Origin of the sequence: Nostoc sp. NMS4 (assembly GCF_017115095.1) — a bacterium.
Classification (GTDB): Bacteria; Cyanobacteriota; Cyanobacteriia; order Cyanobacteriales; family Nostocaceae; genus Nostoc.
This window is the reverse complement of record NZ_JABXKI010000077.1, coordinates 1-22,330: the sequence shown is the minus strand read 5'-3', so window position 1 is coordinate 22,330 and position 22,330 is coordinate 1. Positions and strand designations below refer to the sequence as shown.

The 22,330-nt window shown below is 40.7% G+C and carries 14 protein-coding genes; 7 read left to right on the top strand and 7 right to left on the bottom strand.

Annotated elements, in window-relative coordinates; genetic code table 11:
• The first annotated feature begins 152 nt into the window (after nt 1-152).
• Entirely contained in the window at nt 153-380 is a 228-nt protein-coding gene (gene psb35 / locus HWQ37_RS04545) for a photosystem II assembly protein Psb35 (protein WP_292744351.1), read from the top strand.
• Nucleotides 381-506: 126 nt separating this feature from the next.
• Here psb35 and HWQ37_RS04540 read toward each other — a convergent pair whose 3' ends face one another.
• A complete protein-coding gene (locus tag HWQ37_RS04540; protein WP_292744348.1) occupies nt 507-944 on the bottom strand; it encodes a cyclic nucleotide-binding domain-containing protein in 438 nt (145 codons plus the stop codon).
• Between the two features lie 704 nt (nt 945-1,648).
• Between HWQ37_RS04540 and HWQ37_RS04535 the strand changes: the two genes are divergently transcribed.
• From HWQ37_RS04535 to HWQ37_RS04525, 3 genes are all read left to right on the top strand, one after another.
• Nucleotides 1,649-2,323, top strand: coding sequence for a cadmium resistance transporter (locus HWQ37_RS04535; RefSeq protein WP_292744346.1), 675 nt, complete (start codon nt 1,649-1,651; stop codon nt 2,321-2,323).
• Nucleotides 2,324-2,621: 298 nt separating this feature from the next.
• Nucleotides 2,622-3,293 (top strand): pentapeptide repeat-containing protein, encoded by a 672-nt coding sequence (locus HWQ37_RS04530; RefSeq protein ID WP_292744385.1) that lies wholly within the window; start codon nt 2,622-2,624, stop codon nt 3,291-3,293.
• A 201-nt stretch (nt 3,294-3,494) separates the two neighbouring features.
• Nucleotides 3,495-4,847: a serine/threonine-protein kinase gene (locus tag HWQ37_RS04525; RefSeq protein WP_292744343.1), complete on the top strand. Its 1,353-nt coding sequence runs from the start codon at nt 3,495-3,497 to the stop codon at nt 4,845-4,847.
• 27 nt (nt 4,848-4,874) lie between these two features.
• On the opposite strand, the gene HWQ37_RS04520 is transcribed toward HWQ37_RS04525, so the two are convergent.
• Complete coding sequence (locus HWQ37_RS04520) at nt 4,875-10,739, bottom strand: trifunctional serine/threonine-protein kinase/ATP-binding protein/sensor histidine kinase (protein WP_292744341.1); 5,865 nt, start codon at nt 10,737-10,739, stop codon at nt 4,875-4,877.
• 88 nt (nt 10,740-10,827) lie between these two features.
• Between HWQ37_RS04520 and HWQ37_RS04515 the strand changes: the two genes are divergently transcribed.
• On the top strand, nt 10,828-11,970 hold the full coding sequence (locus HWQ37_RS04515) for an alkaline phosphatase family protein (RefSeq protein ID WP_292744338.1): 1,143 nt from the start codon (nt 10,828-10,830) through the stop codon (nt 11,968-11,970).
• 352 nt (nt 11,971-12,322) lie between these two features.
• Here the strand turns inward: HWQ37_RS04515 and HWQ37_RS04510 are convergent, their stop codons facing one another.
• On the bottom strand, nt 12,323-13,516 hold the full coding sequence (locus HWQ37_RS04510; RefSeq protein WP_292744335.1) for an RNA-guided endonuclease InsQ/TnpB family protein: 1,194 nt from the start codon (nt 13,514-13,516) through the stop codon (nt 12,323-12,325).
• 62 nt (nt 13,517-13,578) lie between these two features.
• Here HWQ37_RS04510 and HWQ37_RS04505 point away from each other — a divergent pair, with 62 nt between their 5' ends.
• A complete protein-coding gene (locus tag HWQ37_RS04505) occupies nt 13,579-13,758 on the top strand; it encodes a hypothetical protein (protein WP_292744332.1) in 180 nt (59 codons plus the stop codon).
• A 382-nt stretch (nt 13,759-14,140) separates the two neighbouring features.
• Complete coding sequence (locus HWQ37_RS04500; RefSeq protein WP_292744330.1) at nt 14,141-16,342, top strand: ATP-binding protein; 2,202 nt, start codon at nt 14,141-14,143, stop codon at nt 16,340-16,342.
• A 564-nt stretch (nt 16,343-16,906) separates the two neighbouring features.
• On the opposite strand, the gene HWQ37_RS04495 is transcribed toward HWQ37_RS04500, so the two are convergent.
• From HWQ37_RS04495 to HWQ37_RS04480, 4 genes are read right to left on the bottom strand one after another with little or no spacing between them, the layout of a single operon-like run.
• A complete protein-coding gene (locus HWQ37_RS04495; RefSeq protein WP_292744327.1) occupies nt 16,907-17,641 on the bottom strand; it encodes a hypothetical protein in 735 nt (244 codons plus the stop codon).
• A 42-nt stretch (nt 17,642-17,683) separates the two neighbouring features.
• Nucleotides 17,684-19,171: a nickel/cobalt transporter gene (locus HWQ37_RS04490; RefSeq protein ID WP_292744324.1), complete on the bottom strand. Its 1,488-nt coding sequence runs from the start codon at nt 19,169-19,171 to the stop codon at nt 17,684-17,686.
• Nucleotides 19,168-20,580, bottom strand: a complete 1,413-nt coding sequence (locus tag HWQ37_RS04485) for a tetratricopeptide repeat protein (protein ID WP_292744322.1) — start codon at nt 20,578-20,580, stop codon at nt 19,168-19,170. Before HWQ37_RS04485 ends, HWQ37_RS04490 begins: the two co-directional genes overlap by 4 nt.
• Nucleotides 20,581-20,585: 5 nt before the next feature.
• Nucleotides 20,586-21,860 (bottom strand): DUF4331 domain-containing protein, encoded by a 1,275-nt coding sequence (locus tag HWQ37_RS04480; RefSeq protein ID WP_292744319.1) that lies wholly within the window; start codon nt 21,858-21,860, stop codon nt 20,586-20,588.
• Between the last annotated feature and the right edge of the window lie 470 nt (nt 21,861-22,330).

Genomic DNA, 22,330 nt, shown 5'->3' with positions numbered 1-22,330 from the left:
TTGTCTCCCTTGTCTCCCTCATCTCCCTGCCCCGCCCCCAGTCTTTTTTATGCAATATGAAGTTGCTCAAACTAAACTACAGAGGGATGTTAGGTGATACGCTGATCTTATAGTGTGTTAAATAGTGTTACCTAACTGTGGAGAATATACTCATGAATTTATTTTTTATGCAAACAGCAGCACCAGCTATAGATGCCGCCCCTCATTTTCCTGTTGCTTTTACCTTAGTGTATGTTGTTGGTTTTATTGCTGCTGTCGCCATTGGGTCAATAGCTTGGTACAACTCCAAACGCCCCGCAGGTTGGGAAAGCAAAGAACGTCCTGATTTTGTGCCAAAGGTTGAGAAAGAAGAAACTCCTGGTCTCGGTGAACCAAAGTAATAAGCAGCGATGGGTGCTGAGTTTAATAATCAAACTTACAGCAGGTTTCATTTTTTTTGAACCAGATTTTACATTATCCAAAATCCTTGTAGAGACGTATCGCTGCTACGTCTCTACATTTGTGTATTAACTACGCAACGTTACATTCATATCGTCGTTCAATCTGCGAATCAGACGAGATAACTCACGAATGATATTCACCGCAATTTCGGGAGTTTCTTCGATCGCATCATATAGTTGCTCTTGCGTCAGTTCTAAAAATTCACAAGGTTCTAGAGTCGTGGCAGTGGCGGAGCGAGGTTGAGTATCAAATACTGCCATTTCACCAAAGTATTTTCCCTGTTCCACCTCTGCCAACTGTTTATTTCCAATGTGAACTTTAACTCGACCGGACACGACAATATAGAGCGATCGCCCTTCTTCTCCTTGTCGAAAGATGGTGTAATTAGCTGGGAATGACAATTCGTTCATCACTGAAGTGAGCCGCACAATAAAATCATCCCGCAATTCCTTAAAAATCGGGACTCGCCGGACAAATAATAAACGGTCAACACTGGTTAGCATAATTACAAGTTAAAAGTCCAACATTACTGAACATCTCAAAACTGAAGTCAGAGGGCAATTAGTCATATTACCGATGTTGAATGCTAGCCGTCAAGGATATCCCAGGCTTTACAAGGGTTATCTTTAATAAGAGCGATGCCTACGGCGGTAAACTACGCATAGAAGTTTCTTAAACAATAGCTCAGTATTCAATACTACTAGCTTTGTGCATTTTGAACTCAGAATTTGGTTTAGGGAATTAAAGAGCTTTTTTGTGTAAATCCTAATTACGAATTACGTTAGCGTAGCGGTAGCGAGTCCGCGATAGCGAAGCGTTAGCGAGTCTTCGTTCGCTTTTAGCGTCTCGTAGAGAGCGTCGCGTCATTACGAATTAGTAATTATTTAGTCAATGGGTAGAAATACCAAAAGCTATAGCCAAATTGTCAATCACTTTTATTTATCCTTTTAAAAAACAAGAGTATTTGCTCTTATTTCGTTGAAAGTCATAATATTGACTCCATGAGCTGCCAAGGTACCTTGCTGAGAAAAAAATCACCAATTTGATTGGAGGCGATTGCCTCTAAAAATTGGGAAATTGGCTGATTAATAACGAATATCGATTGGTTGTCGTTAGAAAAACAGTCACAAAATCTCCTAACCTGCCCTCACATTGAGAAGCAGAGATGGCTAAGACGAACAGCATTGAATTATCGTGAGCAACAATTATGACTTGGCTAATTAGTACATTAATTATTGGAATCTCTGCCGCTTTTGCAACTACCTTTGACGACAACTTATATCTGACGGCCTTCTTCGGAAAAGTCAATCGCAGCTTTCGTCCTAAGCATATTGTGATCGGTGAATTTCTGGGATTCACAGCCTTAGTGTTTGCTAGTCTCCCTGGTTTCTTCGGCGGTCTGATTATTCCAACCACCTGGATTGGTTTGCTGGGTTTGCTTCCCGTCGCCATTGGTATCAGTAATCTCATCAGTCGAGAAGAAGAGGGAGAGACAGTACAAGCTGTATCAGTTGACTTAACCTCTCCAGCAAAATCTGTCCGCCAGAAGAAATCACTATTAGCAACCATCCGCGATCCGCAAACCTACCGCGTTTCCACTGTCACCATTGCCAATGGAGGAAACAACATTGGAATTTATGTACCGTTGTTTGCCAGTAGCAATCTTCCAAGTTTGGGTGTAATTCTGTGTGTTTGCTATTTCACTGTTGGGGTGTGGTGTTTCCTCTCTTACAACCTGACTCGTAATCCTCTCATGGCTCCCGTTTTAACTCGCTACGGTCGAAAAATCTTCCCCTTTGTCTTAATTTACTTGGGACTCTCTATCTTAATTAAAAGTGAAACATATCGACTTTTACCTAGTCTGGCAATGCTTGGGAATTAGATTAAGGCGATCGCAATTCCTGATAAGCTAATCGTCATTCATTTTTCCAGAATGATTCGCTTGTAGTAAGGGCTTCAGCCCTGCTTTTATGCAACTTAAATGCCGATTAGCTTATCAGCCAAAAAATCAGCGATCGTTTCCCATCCAAAAAGATTTATTAATCACTTGAAGTTATCAATATGAACAACAATAATATTTGCTCTTATCAATCAAGTTATCTAAAGTGAGAATAAAGCACATTATCGATGGCTCTTATAAAAGCAAGCCCACCAATAGGAATCAGATTATGAAGGAACTAATGAATCAATCAAATTCTAAAAAATTAACTCAGTGGCTCGTAAAAGCAGTATTTCTGGTAGTTGTAGCGGGATTTACTCTGCTTATCCAGCCCAGCGCTAGAGCGCAAACACTAAGACCATCCATAGCTACGGAATCTGAACTAGCTCCAGTTGAATCGCCAATGGAGTCTGTAACCGCACCAGCAATATCTCCAGTTGAATCGCCAATGGAGCCTGTAACAACACCAGTGATATCTCCGGTTGTATTGCCAATAGTGTCTGTAGCAGAAAACGTTAGACATTTATTACAAACCAATGAATGTGTTGGCTGTAACCTGGCTGGAGCAATGTTAAAAGATGCAAACCTGCAAGCAGCAAACTTGGAAGGTGCTAACTTACAAAACGCAGACTTAGAAAGAGCTAACTTACAGCAAACAAACTTACAAGGGGCTAACTTTCAAGGAGCAGATTTAGGCAAGGTAAACCTTTTGGGAGCAAACCTAGTGGGAGCAAACCTTTTTGATGCAGACCTAGAAAAAGCCAACCTCTTGGGAGCAAATTTACAAACCGCGAACCTACAAAACGCAGACTTGGAAAATACAAATCTGACAAATGCAAATATCCAGGGAACAAACCTGATGGGCGTTGATTTGGAAGATGCGATCAGACCAGAAGGATTTGCTATTCAGTAATTAAACAAACTTCTCCGTACAAATTTCATAAAAAACATCAAAAGCCTGATTCAGCAATGAATACAGGCTTTAACTAATTCGTAATTCGTACAGGACTTACGCAAAAGAAGCATTTTTAATTGTAGCTAGTATAGCAATCTTTTTTAGTTTGCATGGGAATACTTTATATATATTGATTGCAACAAATAGAACTCCTGTAGTATGAGCTACTGTACCAATCTTGATTGCCTACGTCCGCAAAATTCTAACATCTCTCGTTTTTGTAATAGTTGTGGTCAAGAATTGTTACTCAAACAGCGATATCGCCCACTCGCTGTCATTGGACACGGTGGCTTTGGGAGAACGTTTTTAGCAATTGATGAACATCTTCCAAATCAACCAAAATGTGCAATCAAACAGCTATGTTTCCAAGAAGAAAACACTGAAATTTGGCACAAGGCAGTCACCTTATTTCACCAGGAAGCACTTCGTCTCAATGAACTAGAACATTCTCAAATACCCAAATTACTAGCACACTTTGAACAAAATCAAAAGTTTTATATCGTCGAAGAATTAGTAGATGGACAAACACTCGCCCAGGAATTACAACAACAAGGCGTTTTTAAAGAACCGCAAATTTGGGAGATATTAAAAAGTTTATTGTTGACATTGCAATTTATCCATTCCCGCCAAGTAATCCACCGAGATATTAAACCGGAAAATATTATGCGCCGTTCGGTTCAAGGAGACTTAGTTTTAATAGATTTCGGAGTTGCTAAACTCGCCACTAATACAAGGCGACTTCGTACAGGTACAATAGTAGGTAGTCCAGAATATATTGCTCCCGAACAAATGCGAGGAAAGGCATTACCAGCCAGCGATCTTTACAGCTTGGGTGTAACTTGCATTTACTTACTCACCAATGTTTCTCCCTTTGATTTGTTCGATATTACTAACGATCGCTGGGTATGGCTGGAACATTTACCAGCAAATAATACTGTTAGCGATCGCCTCTGTGAAATTTTAGACAAACTTATACAAAATGCCGTTTCGCAACGCTTCCAATCGGCAACAGAAGCGTTGCAGAAACTGGAACAACAACCCAAAAAATTGCTAAATATTTCTAATTATCAGACAGTAAGTACTATTGATTACACCCATTTGCGTGATTTATTAGCAAAAGGAAAATGGCAATTAGCAGATCGAGAAACTTGGGAACTGATGTCTCAACTGCTAGCAAAGCCTAAAGGTAGCTATATATTTAGTAGCGATATTGAGAAAATTCCCTGTCCAGATTTGCAAGCCATTAACCTTTTATGGGTGAATTACAGTCATGGACGCTTTGGTTTTAGTGTACAGACACTTATTTACAAAAACGTGAATGGAGACTATGGAATTTTCTGTCACGAAGTTGGTTGGCATATATACAATTATAGTTCTGCCAATTCGGAATTCAATTTTAGTCTCAAAGCACCAATTGGTCATTTACCCTCGCGGATTTGGATTGGTGGTTCTCAACCGTGGCGATACACCAATGCTTTAGCTGTAAAACTAACAGATTGTAGTATTAGTTAGTGGGATTGAAGTATCTTTTCGACCAAGTTAATTTTGAGTTTTAGCCAGAATCGGTAAGGTAATAACAAATTCTGTTCCAACACCCAGAGTAGAATTCACATCCAAAGTTCCGCCATGTTTTTCTACAACAATAGACTGTGCGATCGCTAATCCTAATCCCGTTCCTTTACCAACACCTTTGGTGGTAAACAAGTGGTCAAATACTTTTTGTTTAACTGATTCACTCATCCCTTGACCATTATCAGCAATTTTCACCTTAACCTGTTTTTCTTTCAATGAGGTGGTAATTGTAATCCGATTCGGATTGGCTTTAATCTCCTCAAAACTGCGGCCTATATTTGATTCATCTAAGGCATCAATAGCATTGGCTAGGATATTCATAAATACTTGATTTAATTGTCCTGGAAAGCATTCAATTTGAGGTAAGTTCCCGTAATCCGTCACTATTTCAATTGCCGGACGGCTGTTATTAGCTTTGAGACGGTGTTTTAAAATTAGAATTGTACTATCAATGCCTTCATAAATGTTAAACCGTACTTTGTAATCTCTATCAGCACGAGAAAAAGTGCGGAGACTGGTACTGATATTTTTCAGCCTGTCACAGGCCATATTCATCGAATCAATCATTTTTGGTAAATCTTCTAAGCTATATTCCAAATCTATTTCTTTGGCATGGATGAGAATTTCATCTCCAGGAGTGGGGAACTTTTCTTGATAAAGCTTTAAGTGATTAACAATATCAGCAAAGATGGGTTTAGCTTGTTTGACACTGGCAGTAATAAAGCCCAAAGGATTATTCATTTCGTGAGCCACCCCAGCAACTAAGTTACCCAGTGCAGACATTTTTTCACTTTGGACAATTTGTAATTGAGCTTGTTGCAGGTTTTGTAAAGCTGCTTCTAGCTCCAGTGATTTTTGTTGCAAGGCAAGTTCAGCAATTTTACGTTCACTAATATCCAACAATACTCCATCCCAAACTAGAGTTCCATCAGTCTGGAGTTCTACTCGAGCCGAGCCGTAAATCCACTTGAGAATGCCCGATGCTGTGACAATTCGACCTGACCATTCCCAAGGAATCAGCGTTTGCATTGAGTCTATAATGGATTGTTGGTGGCTTGCGGCATCATCTGGATGTATTGCTTCTGTGAGCAACTGCACATTAGCGATCGCTTCCTCGGCTGTAATTTCGTATAGTTCATAACAGTCTGCACTGATGTATCGTAGAGAAATTACCCCATCAACAGATATTCGATATTGATAAACAACCCCAGGAACGTTGTCTACAAGTTTCTCAAACCGAGAATTGCTCGTGCTTAATTCGGTGAATGACTCCTCTAATTGTTGAGCATACTTTAGGGTTCGCTGATACAATCGGGCATTTTGCAATGAGATTGCGGCTTGAGCGCAAAGCAAGTTGAGCAGTTCAACGCGATCGCTCGTAAATGCTCCCGCCGCCAGCTTGTTTTCTAGGTACAACACGCCCAGCAACTTACGCTGATGCAAAATCGGACTGCACAGAATACTCTTGGGCTGTTGTTGCTCAATATAAGGGTCATTGCTTAATTGCGGATGCACCGTGGCATTAATAATTACCGTTGGTTGTAAACTGCGTTTGACGCTATTAATTAATCCAACTGGCACATCAACAGAGTCTTCCACAGGCTGCGGGTTTAGCAACATGGGGTAAAAATCAACAGCACTCTGCGAAAGCCGTGCTAAGGCTTGAATTAGCAAACGATCTGACTCCAAAAGCATGAACACACATTTATCTGCTCCGGCATTTTCAATGACAATATGCAGCAATACCGAAAGCAGTTTTTCCAGTTCGATTTCCCCTGAGATAGTTTGAGAAGCTTTGAGAATAGTAGCTAAATCTAAAGCCGCAGAAACACTGCTAATACTGGTAGAGGTGACAGTCCCTAATGTAAAGATTGTTTCATTAGTTGTGAGGGGAGAATGGGTTTGCTCTAAGATGGGGGCGAGAAGTTGAGGATAACGTCTTTCCAGGTCGGCGACTTTGGCTAATGCACCCCAGCGAGCATAGCAATAGTAAGCTTCTTGCATATATGCTTGAGCCACTTTTTCTTTACCCCATTCTAAATAGAATTTCGCTGCTAGTTCGTTCGCCAGAGCTTCTTCTTGGATGTATTCATTTTCTTTCGCCAGGGAAATAGAGCGATCGTAAAATTCAATTGCTTCTGTTTTTTGACCCAAAAGACGATGGAATTCAGCCTCAACCAAATAGTATTTGTGTAAAAAGTTCATTGGCGCATAATTTGCCCAATTTTTCATCTTTTCTTGGTTAGCCTTTACCTGATTGAGCAAAACATCTCGTTCATCAGATGTTCTAAATTCCATTACAAAAGCCAATCTAGCTAAAGAATCATAAAAATGGAATAGGGGAACAGCAAACATTCCGATTACTCCATCTAAATATTCTGCTGCATTTTGAGCATTTTCTAGAGCCAAAAAATACTCCTCAAATAAATAACATAAAATTAGCTTACTTGCATAAAATATATGGATTCCTAACCGATCGTTAGCTTTAGTAATAATTGGTAGCGATAGTTCCTCATTGTAGGCTTCACCTTTCAAATAGCAAACATTTGGAGACTTACCTAGTAAGTTCAACACTAACTGCCGATACATTTCATTCCAGCCAAAGGGATTTTCTTGCCTCAATTTATGAATAGCATTGCTGTACAGGGCAAGATTTCTTTCTGTTTCTGTTAGCTCCTTGCCCATATAGCAGGAATGACAGCCTTGGAAAAATGCACAGTAAGCTGCAAATTCTAAATCTCCAGTTTCCAACCCGCTTTGATATCCTGATTGCAACATAGCTAGTGTAAACTTTATATGCTCTTTCCAATGGTTGATATAGCCAGAATTTATTGAACAAATTTTTGCTTTCAGTTTTTTAACATTTAATTTAAACAGCAGTTCTTTGGCTAATTCTCCAAATTTATAACCAGAATCAATATCTTGAACGACACCACATAAAATTAATCCATAACCAACATAAGCAAATGGTGAAAGAGGAGCATTGCCATATTTAATCGAGAGATTTACTTGTGTAAAGACAATTAAGGGATATAAAGCCGGCAAAGTTTTAAATATCACAGGAGCTACACTTGTTAATATCTCCATAGCTGCTAACTTTTCAGGAATAATCATCTCTGGCAAAGTAATTAAATTTTCTATATTTATTTCCTGCAAATTCGCTGAGGTTTCAGCTAAACCCTGCTGAATATCAGCTAGCATTGGCTTGTCAGGAAAATTTACTCCTAACAAGTGTAAAATTTCTAGCCCCATATTGGCCGATTCTTGAAGCTTGTTTTGGGCTGCGGATGATAAAATTTTAACTTCATAAACTTTTACTTTATCCAGCAGAGTTTTAGCATATTTCATCACCTGTTGAGCAAATATTTCAATCTTTTCAAATTGAGTGCTAAGATAAGCTGTTTCAGTTGCTTTTATATATAGAGCTAGAGTTAAATCATACTGATTATCCCAACTATCAGTACCTAGAAGTTCTATTCCTAAATTTAAATATCTCAACGCCGCAACATAAGCAGTTGCAGCCATAGCTTTTTTCCCTGCTATTAAATTTAACTGCGCTAATTTATTACGTTCGGTTTGGTTAACAATTAAGCTCATCCCAACATTCAATTGGTTAACAATCTCAAAAATCTTATCTTCTTGTTGTGTTATTGGAGTTTTTTCTAGAAGTAACTGCCCAATTTGGAGATGAGTAACTTGTTTGTCTTCTTCTGGAATTAAAAAATAGGCAGCTTGTTGCACTCGATCGTGCATAAATTTATATGGAACTATCCGGGAAGCTTTTTCTAACTCATACGCTTCCTGTCTCACATAAAACTTATAAGCTTCACTTTGAGGCAGAATCAATCCCTCTTGCAATGCTCTCCATAAATCCGATGCAGTTTCAACTTCTGATTGGATAGAAACAATTGCTAAAGTCGCTAAATCAAATTGATTACCAATACAAGCTGCAAGTTTCAAAACATTCTGCGTTTTTTGGGGCAGCTTCTGCAACTGCAATGCCATAAATTCCAGCAGATCGTCAGTAATAGCTAAGGCTTTCACTGCTGTCATGTCGCATTGCCAGTAACTTTCTGTAGTATTGAATATAATCAATTTATCTTCATATAGAGACTTAAAAAACTGGGTAATAAAAAATGGGTTTCCTTTGGTCTTTTGATAAATAAGTTCAGTTAATGGTTGAGCATTTTCTCGGCAACAATTGAGAGTTTCAGCCACCAATTGATTTAAGCTGGTTACACTCAAGGGAGCCAGTTTGATTTTGCTAATATTAACTTGAGATTTTTTAATTTCCTCCAAGCTCAACATTAAAGGGTGGGCAGTAAAAACTTCATTATCTCGATAAGCACCAATTAATAATAAATATCCCCCTGCTGATTGACTCATTAATAGCTGCATTAACTTGAGCGATGCTGAATCTGCCCATTGCAAATCATCTAAAAATATCACTAAAGGATGTTCAGCACTAGTAAAAACTTGAGTAAATGTTTGAAACAAGAAATTAAATCTACTTTCTGCCGCTGTTCCTGATAATTCTGGTGCTGATGGTTGTTGACCAATGATTATTTCTAGTTCTGGGATAACTTCAATAATTACTTGTCCATTTTCTCCAACTGCTGATAATATCTTACTTTTCCATTGCTGAATCTGTGCATCATTTTCGCTTAACAATTGCCCCATTAAATCTCGGAATGCTTGTACAAAAGCACTGAAGGGAATATTCCGCCCAAACTGGTCGTATTTTCCTTTGATAAAATAACCGCGTTGCCGCACAATTGGTTTATGAACTTCGTTGACAATTGCTGTTTTTCCAATTCCAGAAAAACCTGCTACCAGCATCATTTCTGTTGCACCAAGGCTGACTCGCTCAAATGCTTTTAGTAGAGTCGATACTTCAGTTTCTCGTCCATAAAGTTTATCAGGAATGATGAAGCGATCGCACACATCCCTTTGTCCAATTTCAAAACTCTCGATTCTACCAGAAACTTGTAGCTGATGTAAACAATTTTCTAAATCAAGCTTCAGTCCTAATGCACTCTGATAGCGGTCTTCAACATTTTTTGCCATGAGTTTCATGACAATTTCTGAGAGAATATATGGGATTTGTGGGTTAATTTCATTTACTAAAGGGGCTGGTTTAGCAATATGACAATGCACCAATTCCATCGGATCGTGGGATTGAAAAGGTAAAATTCCAGTGAGTAACTCGTAAAATGTAACCCCGACTGAATAAAAGTCAGTACGATAGTCAATCCCCCGATTCATTCTTCCTGTTTGTTCTGGCGATATATAAGCTAGCGTCCCTTCTAAAACATTGGGATTAATTAGTGTTTGGGTTTCTCGTGGTAGTAAAGATGCAATACTAAAATCGATTAATTTAACTTGTTTGGTTTCAGGATTAATTAAAATATTGCTAGGTTTAATATCTTTATGAATAATCCGCTCGTGGTAGAGTATATCTAAGGTATTGCACAGTGCGATCGCTATTTCTAAAAACTCTTTTAAAGACTCGATATATCGCGTCTGTTCGCCAGCAAAATAATCTTTGAGAGAAATGCCCCCAAAATCTTCCATCACTAAAGCATAGCCATTTTGATATGCCTCTAAGCTATAGGTTTGAATGATTTTAGGTGAGGTAAGATGTTTGGCAATGCTATACTGGTTACGAAATTGCACCAGTTCGCCCAAACTCGGATAAGGATTTTTCAGCAGTTTTATGACTACAGGTAATGAGTCAGTTTCTCGATACCCTCGATAAACCAAGGTTCTCGAACCATTGTAGATTTCTTCGCTGATGCGGTATCCGGGAAGACTGGCAAAAGTGCTGACCATACTGCTAAATTTTGGTGATTTCTTAATTTAGTGTTCCCAAATGGGTAACGCCACTTTTAGATCGGATAATAAATTTATACTCAGTATCATGTCATTACACCCTAGACTTCAAACAATTCTTCATCATATTTGCTTATTGAGTTTGAGCCTCACACTCAATAGTTGTTTATCCAACTCACAAAAACCCAGTCAATCAGCTACTAATCCACCCCAAATAGTTAAAAATACAGCAGCAGTTTCAACTCCGACAGCAGACGACAAAGCCATCCCTAAATATGACCATATCTTTGTGATTGTTGAAGAAAACAAATCCTACGACCAAATTATTGGCAACCCGAATGCACCCATCATCAATAAACTGGCAAAAACCTATGGTTTGGCTAGTAAATTCTATGGCGAAGTACATCCTAGCGAAGCTAACTATGTTGCTATTTTAAGCGGCAGTACTTTTGGTATTCATGATGATGATGCTTTCTATTGCTTTGCTAATAGTAATCAGCAATTTTGCCACAATTCTCGTCAAGCTGACTATGCCAACCACACTATTACCTCTAAAAGCTTAATCGACCAATTATCAGAAAAGGGGCTGACTTGGAAAGGGTATTTTGAAGATATTCCTTCTCCAGGCTCTAAATCTGTTGTCGCTCCCAGTCTCAACCGTGCATTATATGCAGTCAAGCATAATGGTTTTCTAAATTTCAAAAAAGTGCAAGATGACCCGAATTTATCCAGTAAAATAGTCGGGATAGATCAATTTACTACCGACTTGAACAGTGGTAAAGTTCCCAATTACAGCCACATTATCTTCAATCAATGTCATGAAATGCACGGTTTAGCAGAGTGTCCCCAATTGCAAAAACTGATTCAAACTGGCGATACGATGATTGGAAAAATTGTTAATCAAATCACCACTTCTAAAGTATGGTCTGAGTCTGGCAACAATGCAATTATTATTACTTGGGATGAAGATAGTAATCCCTCTAACAAAGCCAAAATTCAAGGTTGCTGTGGTTTTGACCCTGGTAGTAATGCTAACTTTGGCGGCGGTCACATTGCGACAATTGTGATTACTAACCACGCCTCACGGGGCGTTGTAGATAACACACCCTATAATCACTACTCATTGCTACGAACTACTGAAGATGCTTTTGGCATCTATGAATACTTAAACTCTGCCAATGACACGGCTAAAGGAGTTAAGCCGATGACCAATCTATTTGTGAAAAAATAATCAAGATATAATCTGCTACGCCAACTCCGCGAGCTTGTTCCACTGCCAAATGGTAAAATCAGACATTTCTAATGTGTTTGCGATCGCAGGATAAGCACAAATTTCAATCGCTGTACCGTATATACTGTGCTTTGTCCAGAATCCTTTATGAGCAAGCTTTTTGAGACTTAACGGGAAAAGTCAGGTCTAGGAGAAAGAAAAAGGTAAGAAATGCATAAAGTGTCAAATATTGTTACACAAGCGTTTCTTTTAGGTGCGACCTTGCAACACTTTTGCTGGGTTGTACCAGTCGCAATTGGGGGAGGTGACACACTCCACACACTGACCTGAGTACAGGTACAGTGTGGGCTTCTCAACCAATCCGGCTATTGCTTAGGAGGCGTTGAGCTTTAAGAACCGCGTGACCGTCGGCTCTATTTTTTATATTTATAGCTGCATTTAGATCCCTGCACAAACTGATATTACAGTTAGGACAGTTATGGGTTCTTTCATGTAGCTTTTTAGGAACTTTCACCCCACAGCTAGAACAATCTTGTGACGTACCTGATGGATTCACTGCGATTACCAACAACCCAGCATTTTCGGCTTTGGTGGTTAGAATTGACAGGAAGCTTGACCATCCAGCATCATGTACAGACTTCGCCAGCATGGAACGTGAAAGACCTTTGACGTTTAAATATTCATGAACTACGACATCATATTTTTTCAGTAGATTATTGGCAGTTTTAAAGTGAAAGTCTTTACGCTTATCAGCTACTTTTTTATGTTGTTTAGCAACTTGCTTAATAGCTTTTTTGCGGCGACTACTTCCCTTTTTACGGCGTGAGATACGTTTTTGAATGACCCGCAATCGCTTCTGAGATTTACGGTAATGCTGAGGGATTGAAACAACATCACCATCGGAAGTTGTCAAAAATTCCTTTAAGCCAAGGTCAATACCCGTGATTGAATCCGCGTTGAAATCGGGCTTAATTGTTGGAACTGTCGCATCTTCAAGGCTTAAAGTTAAATAATAACCATCAGCTTTTTTGGTAACAGATGCAGTCTTGATTTTAAAGCCATCTGGAATAGGGCGATGCAAAATAACTTTAACTATACCAAACATCGGCAAGGTAATCAGATTGCCTTGCAGACACCCATCTTTTATCTGTGGATATGTAAACGTGCGATAACGGTCACGACATTTAAACCGAGGTCGTCCACTTCGTTTCCCATTGCTATCACCTTTTAAAAAACGGTCAAAAGTTACTTTAACTCGTTTGACTATATCTTGTAGCACCTGCGAGTAAATTTCGCCGTACCAAGGATGAGTTTTTTTTAGTTGTGGTAGCGTTTTCTTTTGCGAATAATAGTCTGGGTTATCCCGCAAAATTGGTATATAACACACGAGGGGACAGGCATTAATCGGTGAACAATTTCGCTCGTACCAATCAAATCTATCAGCCAACAAATAGTTATATTGAGCGCATAACATAGACAGCCATCTGTCTATCTCTATGGCTTGTTTTGCTGTTGGTCGTAGCTTGTATTGGTATGCTGTCCTCACAAGTCTTGCCTCAACTATTAAGACTATAATACCATAAAAGTGACAACAACGGGTAGACAAATATGAAGACTACTAGATTAAATGTCAGGATGTCTGAACGCAGATTAAACAAGCTTCGCTCTTATGCTGTAATGAAGGATAAAACAGTCACGCAGATAGTAGAAGACTGGGTTGATAGATTACCAAATCTAGAGAGTGTTAAAAATAACGCTGACCCCCTTCCTATCAATCCTACGGATTGAATTGGTCGGAGGTCGCGTTATTTTTAACCGCCTTATATCTCACCACTGAACGGAGTACCGTTTCAGTGGGAGGCTTACGGCTAAATAGCTAAACCAATGCTATTAACAAGGTTATCTAATACTGGCTCGCTAGTAAGTAGGTCGGCACGATAAAACCCATGTATGTTTAGTTTTGTAAAAACTCTAGAATCACAGATTTATAAGCTGTTGGCTGATTTTACATTTCGTCACATAGGTTGATTTTTCAACGCAGACTTACTTGTTGCGCCTTTAAGCTTGGATGTAAAATTTATAAATTTTCTCAAAGTAGATTTTATAAATCAAAAATATCCTTCATACTTTAAAACAGTAATCCTACGTAAAATTTAAGGAAGGGATGCCAATGACATCTCTATTACAGCGACTAAGTGCAGAACGAAATCGCAGATTTGTAGGACGTGGGCGGGAACTGGAGCTATTTCTTGATGCGATCGCATCAAGAGAATTACCTTTTCACATTTTGCACGTCTTTGGCCCTGGCGGTGTGGGCAAGACAACCCTCATGCAGCAGTTTTTACGGTTTTGTGAACGGTCAAAAATCTCAACTATCTACGTAGAAGGACGTAATATAGAAGCCGCGCCAGAATCTTTCATTAGCACGTTGCATTCGTTGATGGCATTGAATGAATCAGATTCGCCTCTGGATGTGCTAGCGCAAAGAGAAGAACGTAATGTAATTTTAATTGATACTTATGAAGCTATTACCCAGTTAGATGAATGGCTGCGGGAAGTATTCTTACCCCATTTGTCTGTTAATACCTTAATTGTGATTGCTGGACGCAATCCTCTCTCATCTGGTTGGTGTAGCGATCCAGGTTGGCAAGCTTTAATGCACACGTTGCCCCTACGCAACCTGACCCCAGAAGAAAGTCAAACTTATCTCACCACACGAGATATTCCCACCACACAACACCAGGCGATTCTAGAATTTACCCACGGACACCCTCTAGCATTATCTTTGGTTGCTGAGGTGTTTGCTCAGGGAAAAGAAATCTCTTTTCAAGCAGAATCTGCTCCCAATGTTGTTAAAACACTGTTGTCAAGATTCATCAAAGAAGTACCAACGCCCCAACACCGTATGGCTTTAGAAGCTTGTGCGGTGATCCGGGTGACTACTGAAGCCGCACTAAATCAAATATTGGCTGTGCCTCAAAATACTTTAGCTAGTGAGGCTCACTCTTTAGGGGAAATACTTGATGTTCACGATTTATTTGAGTGGTTGCGGGGACTGTCGTTTATCGAATCAGGGCAATTGGGTTTATTTCCCCACGATTTAGCACGCGAAGTTTTAATTGCTGACTTGCGTTGGCGTAATTCGGAATTTTACACGGAATTACACCACCGAGCGCGTCAATATTATACTAAACGACTAGGACAAACCCAAGGGCAAGAAAAGCATCGAGTGCTACTTGATTATATTTTTTTGCATCGGGATAACTCGGCGATTCGATCCTGTTTCACCTGGGGTGAGCAAAGTAGTTTATTGACGGACTCACTACGGGAAACTGACAAAACCGCACTGCTGGGGATGGTGGCAGAATACGAAGGCGAAGAATCAGCAAAAATAGCAGCTCACTGGTTGAAGCGCCAACCGCAGAATATAGTAGTATTTCGTGACTTGCACTCCGAACCTGCGGGATTTGCAATGATGGTGGCATTGCATACAGCAAGTGTTGAAGATTTGAATGCAGATCCGGGCGCTCTTGCATCTTGGCAATATCTCCAAACCCATGCACCATTACGCCCTAGCGAAGGCGCAACTATTTTCCGCTTCTGGATGGCGCGGGACACCTATCAAGCTGTTTCCCCCACCCAAAGTCTAATTTTCATTAATTTTGTGCAGTATTTTCAGAAAACACCGGGGTTAGCATACACCTTCCTACCTTGTGCCCAAGCAGATAGTTGGACAGCAATGTTGAACTACTTCGACTTAACACGACTTTCTGAAACCGATTTTACAGTTGAGGGAAGACACTATGGTGTTTATGGGCATGACTGGCGAATTGTATCACCTGCCGCATGGAAGGAAATTTTGGCCCGAAAAGAGGTTACAACTGCCGGAGAATCTGTAGATAATACTCCAGTCGGTGAACCTCTGTTAGTTCTTAGTCAGCCAGAATTTGTGGAGGCGGTACAGAATGCGTTACGTAACTTTAGTTGTCCCGATATATTACAGAATAATCCCTTAGTGCGATCGCGCAGCGTGTACGAAGTACTGCGAAGCGTCTCAGAACAAGTTGCCACAAAAGCAAGTATGAGCGAGAGTCCAAAGGACACGCAACTCTCCGATAAGTCCTTCTCTGGGCACTCACCCGAACACATTAACGCTTTACAGAATCTGGTGAAACAAGCAGTTGAATCCTTACAATCATCCCCGCGTGATGAAAAACTCTACCGCGCTGTTTATCGAACTTATTTAAATCCCGCCCCCACGCAAGAACAAGCAGCTGAGTTACTAGATTTGCCTTTCAGTACCTATCGCCGTCATCTAAAAGCTGGGATGACAAGAGTTACAGATATTTTATGGCAAAGAGAAATTAGCTAATCAGCGAAAATTACGAGGGCGGAGTGGGAAATGATTTCGTGAGGGAGGATTTCAAAGACTCAAATTCAGCCAAAAAAGTTTTTCAGCCTGTGACAAGCTAATTTCAAAGTAGCCGATTATGCACAAAGCAGTTATTAAAGAAATGAAGATAAATCGTTTCATATTTTCCTCAAAATAAGATTTTCTGAAAAAATCATCATATACAACTAGCAATGAATTAGATAGACTACGACTATCTTTAGGAACATGGATTAAATAAGATGCAAAACTTCATCCTGTCTCTAGCTTCCCTCTCCTTTATAAGGAGAGGGATTGAGGGTGAGGTAAACCAGGGACATAAATTGTATATTATTTAATTCTTATTCCTTAGTTATTGCTACTTTTGGGAGTTTAGATTTAGCCATTAACGGGTGATTTTCCGTTAAGTTAATACCAATTATCCATTAAGATGCACTTAATATTTATTCAACAAACAGCGAAATATGCAAAGAAAGAAATCAGTTATTAAGTGCAAGTTTACAGAGAATTGGTATAAGTAATGAATATGGGTGATTCATTCGGAGGTTAGTTGACAGATTTTAGTTTTTTCAGTTTGCGTTTTAGTATTAAGGTGCTTCCAAGAATGCCAAAGATTACTGTGCTGGAAGTTGAAGAAGGTTCGGGGACAAGTGTAATATTGCCAAGTCCTGTAATGGTATTGGTAAAAGTACCAAAACTGTTATTGCTATTGTCAAATCCAGTAGTGACTAAGAAATATTGATTATTGGCAGTTAAGCTCAAGCCGCTAAAACTAGATGTGCCTTCATCTGGGAAAGGATCATTCCCACTAAGTAAATTAACTAATGGGGTAGTTGGGTTGAAGCTGTTTTGGTACAAGAACTGGATGCCCAGAAAAGCTTGAGAACCTACAACATTATATAAGCCAGTAGTATCAACTAAGAAAGGCTGGCTGTAATAAGGGACGGCAGTACCATTACTAGAAAGTGATGTGGGTGGGTTTGTACCACTTTCAAACCCTTCCGTTTGCGGACGGTTAAAAGTTGGTGCATTTGTTGTGTCACCAGAATATGAAATAGTGGATGCCTGAGATGGCAGGATAACACTTACAGATAGAGCGATGGCTACGCCCAACCCAGGCATCGCAGCAAAGACAATAGGGATTGAACGTCTTAGCGATTTTTGCCAAAAATTAAATGAATGCTCACTTAAACTCTTAAGCTTGGCTATTTGTAAAAACTTGGTAGAGCGATGAAATAGATTGTTTTCTGAGACGATGGATTCTTTAATTGCTTGTGACATATAGTTGTTTTAGGTTATTTTTACAAAACTGAGTGCTTTCATCTAGTTCCAGGGATGAGCAAGCAAAGCCTGGGAAGTAATACCTAAGCCAATTAGGGTAATACATAAGGCACTTGCTACGGGTAACATCTTGATCCTGGGTATCTGGAGTGGCAAATGCTCAAACCGATTTTTGGCGTAGACTAGCATTAAGCCGATTCCAGTTAGTACGGCTGCTAGACCTAAGCTAAAGGCAGACACCAGCGCTAGTCCAAAGCCAACTCGTCCCATTGCGATCGCACTTAGCAACACTACTAAGGCTGAAGGACAAGGTAACAAGCCGCCGGAAATTCCCAGCGCTAATAGGCTAGACCACTTCATGGAACTTACATCACCGTGAGGCGGTAGATGTGAATGCTCATGATTGTGGTCATGGTGATGATGCAAGTCGTGGCTGTGTTGGTGACTATGTACATGATCGTGTGAATGAGAAACTTGAGTCCCTTGCAATCGACTGATAAACAAATTCAGACCAATTACAGTTACCAGCACACCAGAGACTACACTTAACCAAGGGTACAATTGCTCTGTCAAGATAAACTGGGATGTGCCAAGAGTGACCAGACCGAGAGCAAATATACCAGCAGTATGGGTAATCGTCATAATCAGCCCCAGGAATAGGGCGTGTTGGGCATTACTGCGGGAACCCACCAAATAAGCACCAACTATCGTTTTTCCATGACCAGGGGACAGGGCGTGTAAACCACCCCATAAAAAGGCGATCGCTAGAGCTATTAGAATAGTCGGGAAATTCTGATTTTCTTGGGTAATTAGGCTAGTAAAGAGATCGTTGCTTCTTCCTGTCAAAGCATTATCTAAGCGGCTGGATGATTTAACAGATGGCGGAGGCGCTTGTTCACTCGATGTCAGAGACGGATTGAGTTTAAAGGAAATCCGACGTTGGTCGAGAGGACTGCTGAGTAATTCAGTGGGGTAATCTCTCAAGCGGTTGGTGATACTCAAAGAGGTGAAATCACCTTGAATAGGAACGCCATTTGCAGCCACAGTCATCTCACGCCAGCCCAAGCGCTGCGGGTAGAACTTGTCTTCAAATTCTATTAACTGATTCGCGCCGACTAACTCCATTGATCCATGAAAATTACAACTCAGCCGCAGTGTAGATAATCCTCCGACACCTGGAGGAAATTCGACTGTTGATTTGCTCAAAGACAGTGCTAAAGGCTGTTTATCGATCAACAGTTCTAGATGTGAGTTGACTTCCTGGCATTTTTGTTCGGGGTATTGAACTGTCTCTACAGGTTCAGCTTTGCGATCGCGATTAGTATCTAAGTGATTAATTTCCTGAAAAGCCGGAATCTCTGCCATGTCTAGAACATAATCAATTCCCACACCATTGGTTGCTACCTGCACTCCTGCGTAGTGATTGATGGTAAAATTGCCTAAAGGATGGGCATCCGCCCTCGGCATCCAAAATAAACATATTGTGATGATTGCAGTACTCCAAGCCAAGTAATGTAGTAGCTTTTTCATAAAGAACTCCCTATAGCGTTAGGAGTGGGAAAAGAGACAGAGGGTACTAAGTTAGCCAAGACTTGACGAGCTTCATCAGCATACTTGTGATGAAATTGAGGATTGAGCCTAACAGCTTGAGTTAATCGCTTTATTGCTTCCTCACGCTTACCTAAGTGAAGTGCAATCATGCCAGCATGAAATTGCAGCAAAGCATCCTCGGTTCCGAAGCGAGTTGCCCGTTGTGCTGCCCTTTGCGCTTCTTGCCATTCCCCATTAGCCGCAGCTGCCCAAGCCAAAGTATCCTCTGCATATACATCGTCTCGCACTGCTACTTCACTCCGGGCAATTTGTAGCGCCTCTGGTAAGTGGATTCCATGTTCAGTGTAGTAGACAGCCATTGCGCGATCGTAGATGCCTTTAACCTTGCTCAGGTAAGCTACTACCCCGATTAAATCCTCAGTTTCAACCGCGCCTTCTTGATCTCCCAGAGCTAGTTGAGCATCAGCCTTATACCCCAGCGTTTCTACCAATGGCATCAGTTCTATACCCTGGTTGGCGATATTTAGAACATCCTGCCATCGATGCTGTGCTGCATAGAGGCGGGCTAGTCCTGTAAAGGCAGCTATATGCCGTGGAAAGAGTTCAAAAGCTTCCCGATATCGCTGCTCAGACAGGGCAAAATCTCCGGCTGCAAAAGCCAGATCCCCAGTCCGCACATGAAACCAAGCACGGGTTTCAGCACTCGTCGTGTAGAAAGAGTCCATCTCCTGCATAGCTTCATCTAGCAGTTTTCGCGCTGAGGCTAAATTGCCAGTTAACTCTAAATAACGAGCTAAAACCGCGTTATGACCAGAGTTCGATTCTTCCTGTGCAAGGTTCTGCAATAGTTGATGAGTTGCTTCATAATCACCCAACTCCATCTGAATTGATGCCAAGAGCGAGACAATATTGGGATTGTCAACAGATGAATTATTTAACACATCTAAAGCTGACCGAAATTGATGTTGAGATAGTAAAGCTGATGCTAAGAGCATAGAAGAAACATCATTATGGCGCGGCTGTAGTGCCAGGGATCTACGTGCCGCTTGTTCTGCTCGTAACACATCGTCTATATCTCCAATTTCTCGAAAGCGCCTCAAATATTGATCGGCTAACAGACGTAAAAATATTGAGGAATCGGGAGATTGGGCAACTTTCTCCTCATAGACGCTGATAATATGCGATCGCTCTAAATAATCGGGGAAGACTAAATCTGACTGCTGAACTGGTAATATCTGCCTAGAATTAACAGTCAGCAGTTGCACAGCAGAGGAATATGTGTCTAACTTACCATTGGTGTAGCCTAAACTTAGCGCTTGTGTATCACAGGGTCTTAGTAAAACCAGTAGGCTAGTCAGCACTAACACCCATAGTATTTGTAGATGCATAAACCTTACAAAGGATTACCTAAATAGGGGAAGGTAGGAAGAAAGTTAGCATTATTAGGCCCAACATTATCGCTAGTCAGCCCCGGAATTTGGCCTGTAGAAATGCCTGTAACTGCGTCACCAAAGACAACAGATGCAGTTACATCAATTACGTCATCTTTTGGTCTTCTACCACCAAAATTTTTGCCTAGCTGAGTCCCAAAATAACTACCGCTAGGTTTAGAAAGGTCAGCTTGGATCACATCAGGAATTGCCACTGAGATCACTGCATCAGCTATACCTTGAGGTCTGCCGATCGCTTTCACAAAGGCTTGAATGAATTGGGATTGATTGCTAGCGTCTTTAGTTGGTGTCTGAAGATTACTATTATTATGAGCTTTAAAGTCCATAAAAAGTTCATTCAGGGCTGGAACTGCTAACCGCTCAATCTGAGCAAAATGCCCGTTTCTGAGTCTAGGAGTTTTAACACTAGTTGTCATCCAAGCACCAATCTTGCCTTTACCAAGCAGTTTCCTGGGTAACTCGACAATAATTGAGTGGACATTGAATGGAGCTAGTGTGTCTTTTGCTTGTCCCGGTGGTCTAAAGGAAAGAACTGTGAAGGGAGGACTGGGATTAGGTTGAAGGCTATAGTTCCGATCCGGGATGATTTTAAAGAACTGTTCCAAATCGAAAAAGAATGGGTCTTTGCGTGTTCCAACAAAGAACTTCATACCGTTATATGCGGCGAATGTTTGGTTGAGTTGCCCTGTCCAAGTTACTGGAAGCAAAGCTGACTCTGTTCCTACTGTGGTTGGACGACATGGGCCGCGGACTGTGACAGTTTGCTGTGAGCCTTTACCATTTATATTGAATTGGAGTACGACATCTTCAATACTGTCGCCAGTGTTATCAATCTTAAATTGATAAAGAACGTTTGGATCGAATGGTCTTTTTTCACCAGAAACGATCAAAGGGTCGAAATCCATCACTAAGACAACATTTTTGGGGTTTGTCGGACTCTCAAACACAAACAAATCTGTGAGATCCGCAGCAGTGAGCTTAGTGGCTAGAAAAGTTGTGTCCTGGTGGTCTGAAGCCAAAGCTGTAGGGGTTGCATAGGTTAGGACTACGAGCAAAATAGCGACAAATGCCACTATGGGACGAAAAAAAAGAGTCGCTTTAGTCCAATATAGCGATCGCTTGATGGAAAGAAATACCATATTTTGAACTACTTTATCTATCAGTAACCTGCCTTTAGTTGGTATAAAAGAGGTGATACTCCGAGCATTTATTCTCATAGTTGCCCTTCTTGAGGTGTTTAGCCTCTACTGTTGGTGTGGAAATAGCAAGTTGATTTGGATTTCAAAAAAGACTGCGGTTATTACCTAATCGCTTCACAGCTTATTTGCTCTTACTACTCACTTTCCAGACCAAAACTTGCTCATTTCTTGCTCACCCTTGTCTATATTGATTTTCAGCTAAGGAATGAAGAAGAATTCAGAAGTCAGAATCAAGACGCTGGTAAGCATTGCGTTAGCGACGTAGGAGCGTCTGACTCGCTCTAAGCGTACCCCTGCGGGGAAGCAAGCTACGCGCGCGCTAGCGTCTCTAAGAGTTGTTATGCCGTTGGCGTTCGCGTTAGCGTCTCTGAAAGAGAAGCCTCTCGTTCGCGTAGCGTCTGCCTTTGGGAGAAGAGAAGGCTTTACGCTGTGCTATCCGCTTTTTCGGTCAAAATTCATTCTGTTAGCGTAGCCCATTCTGACTCACT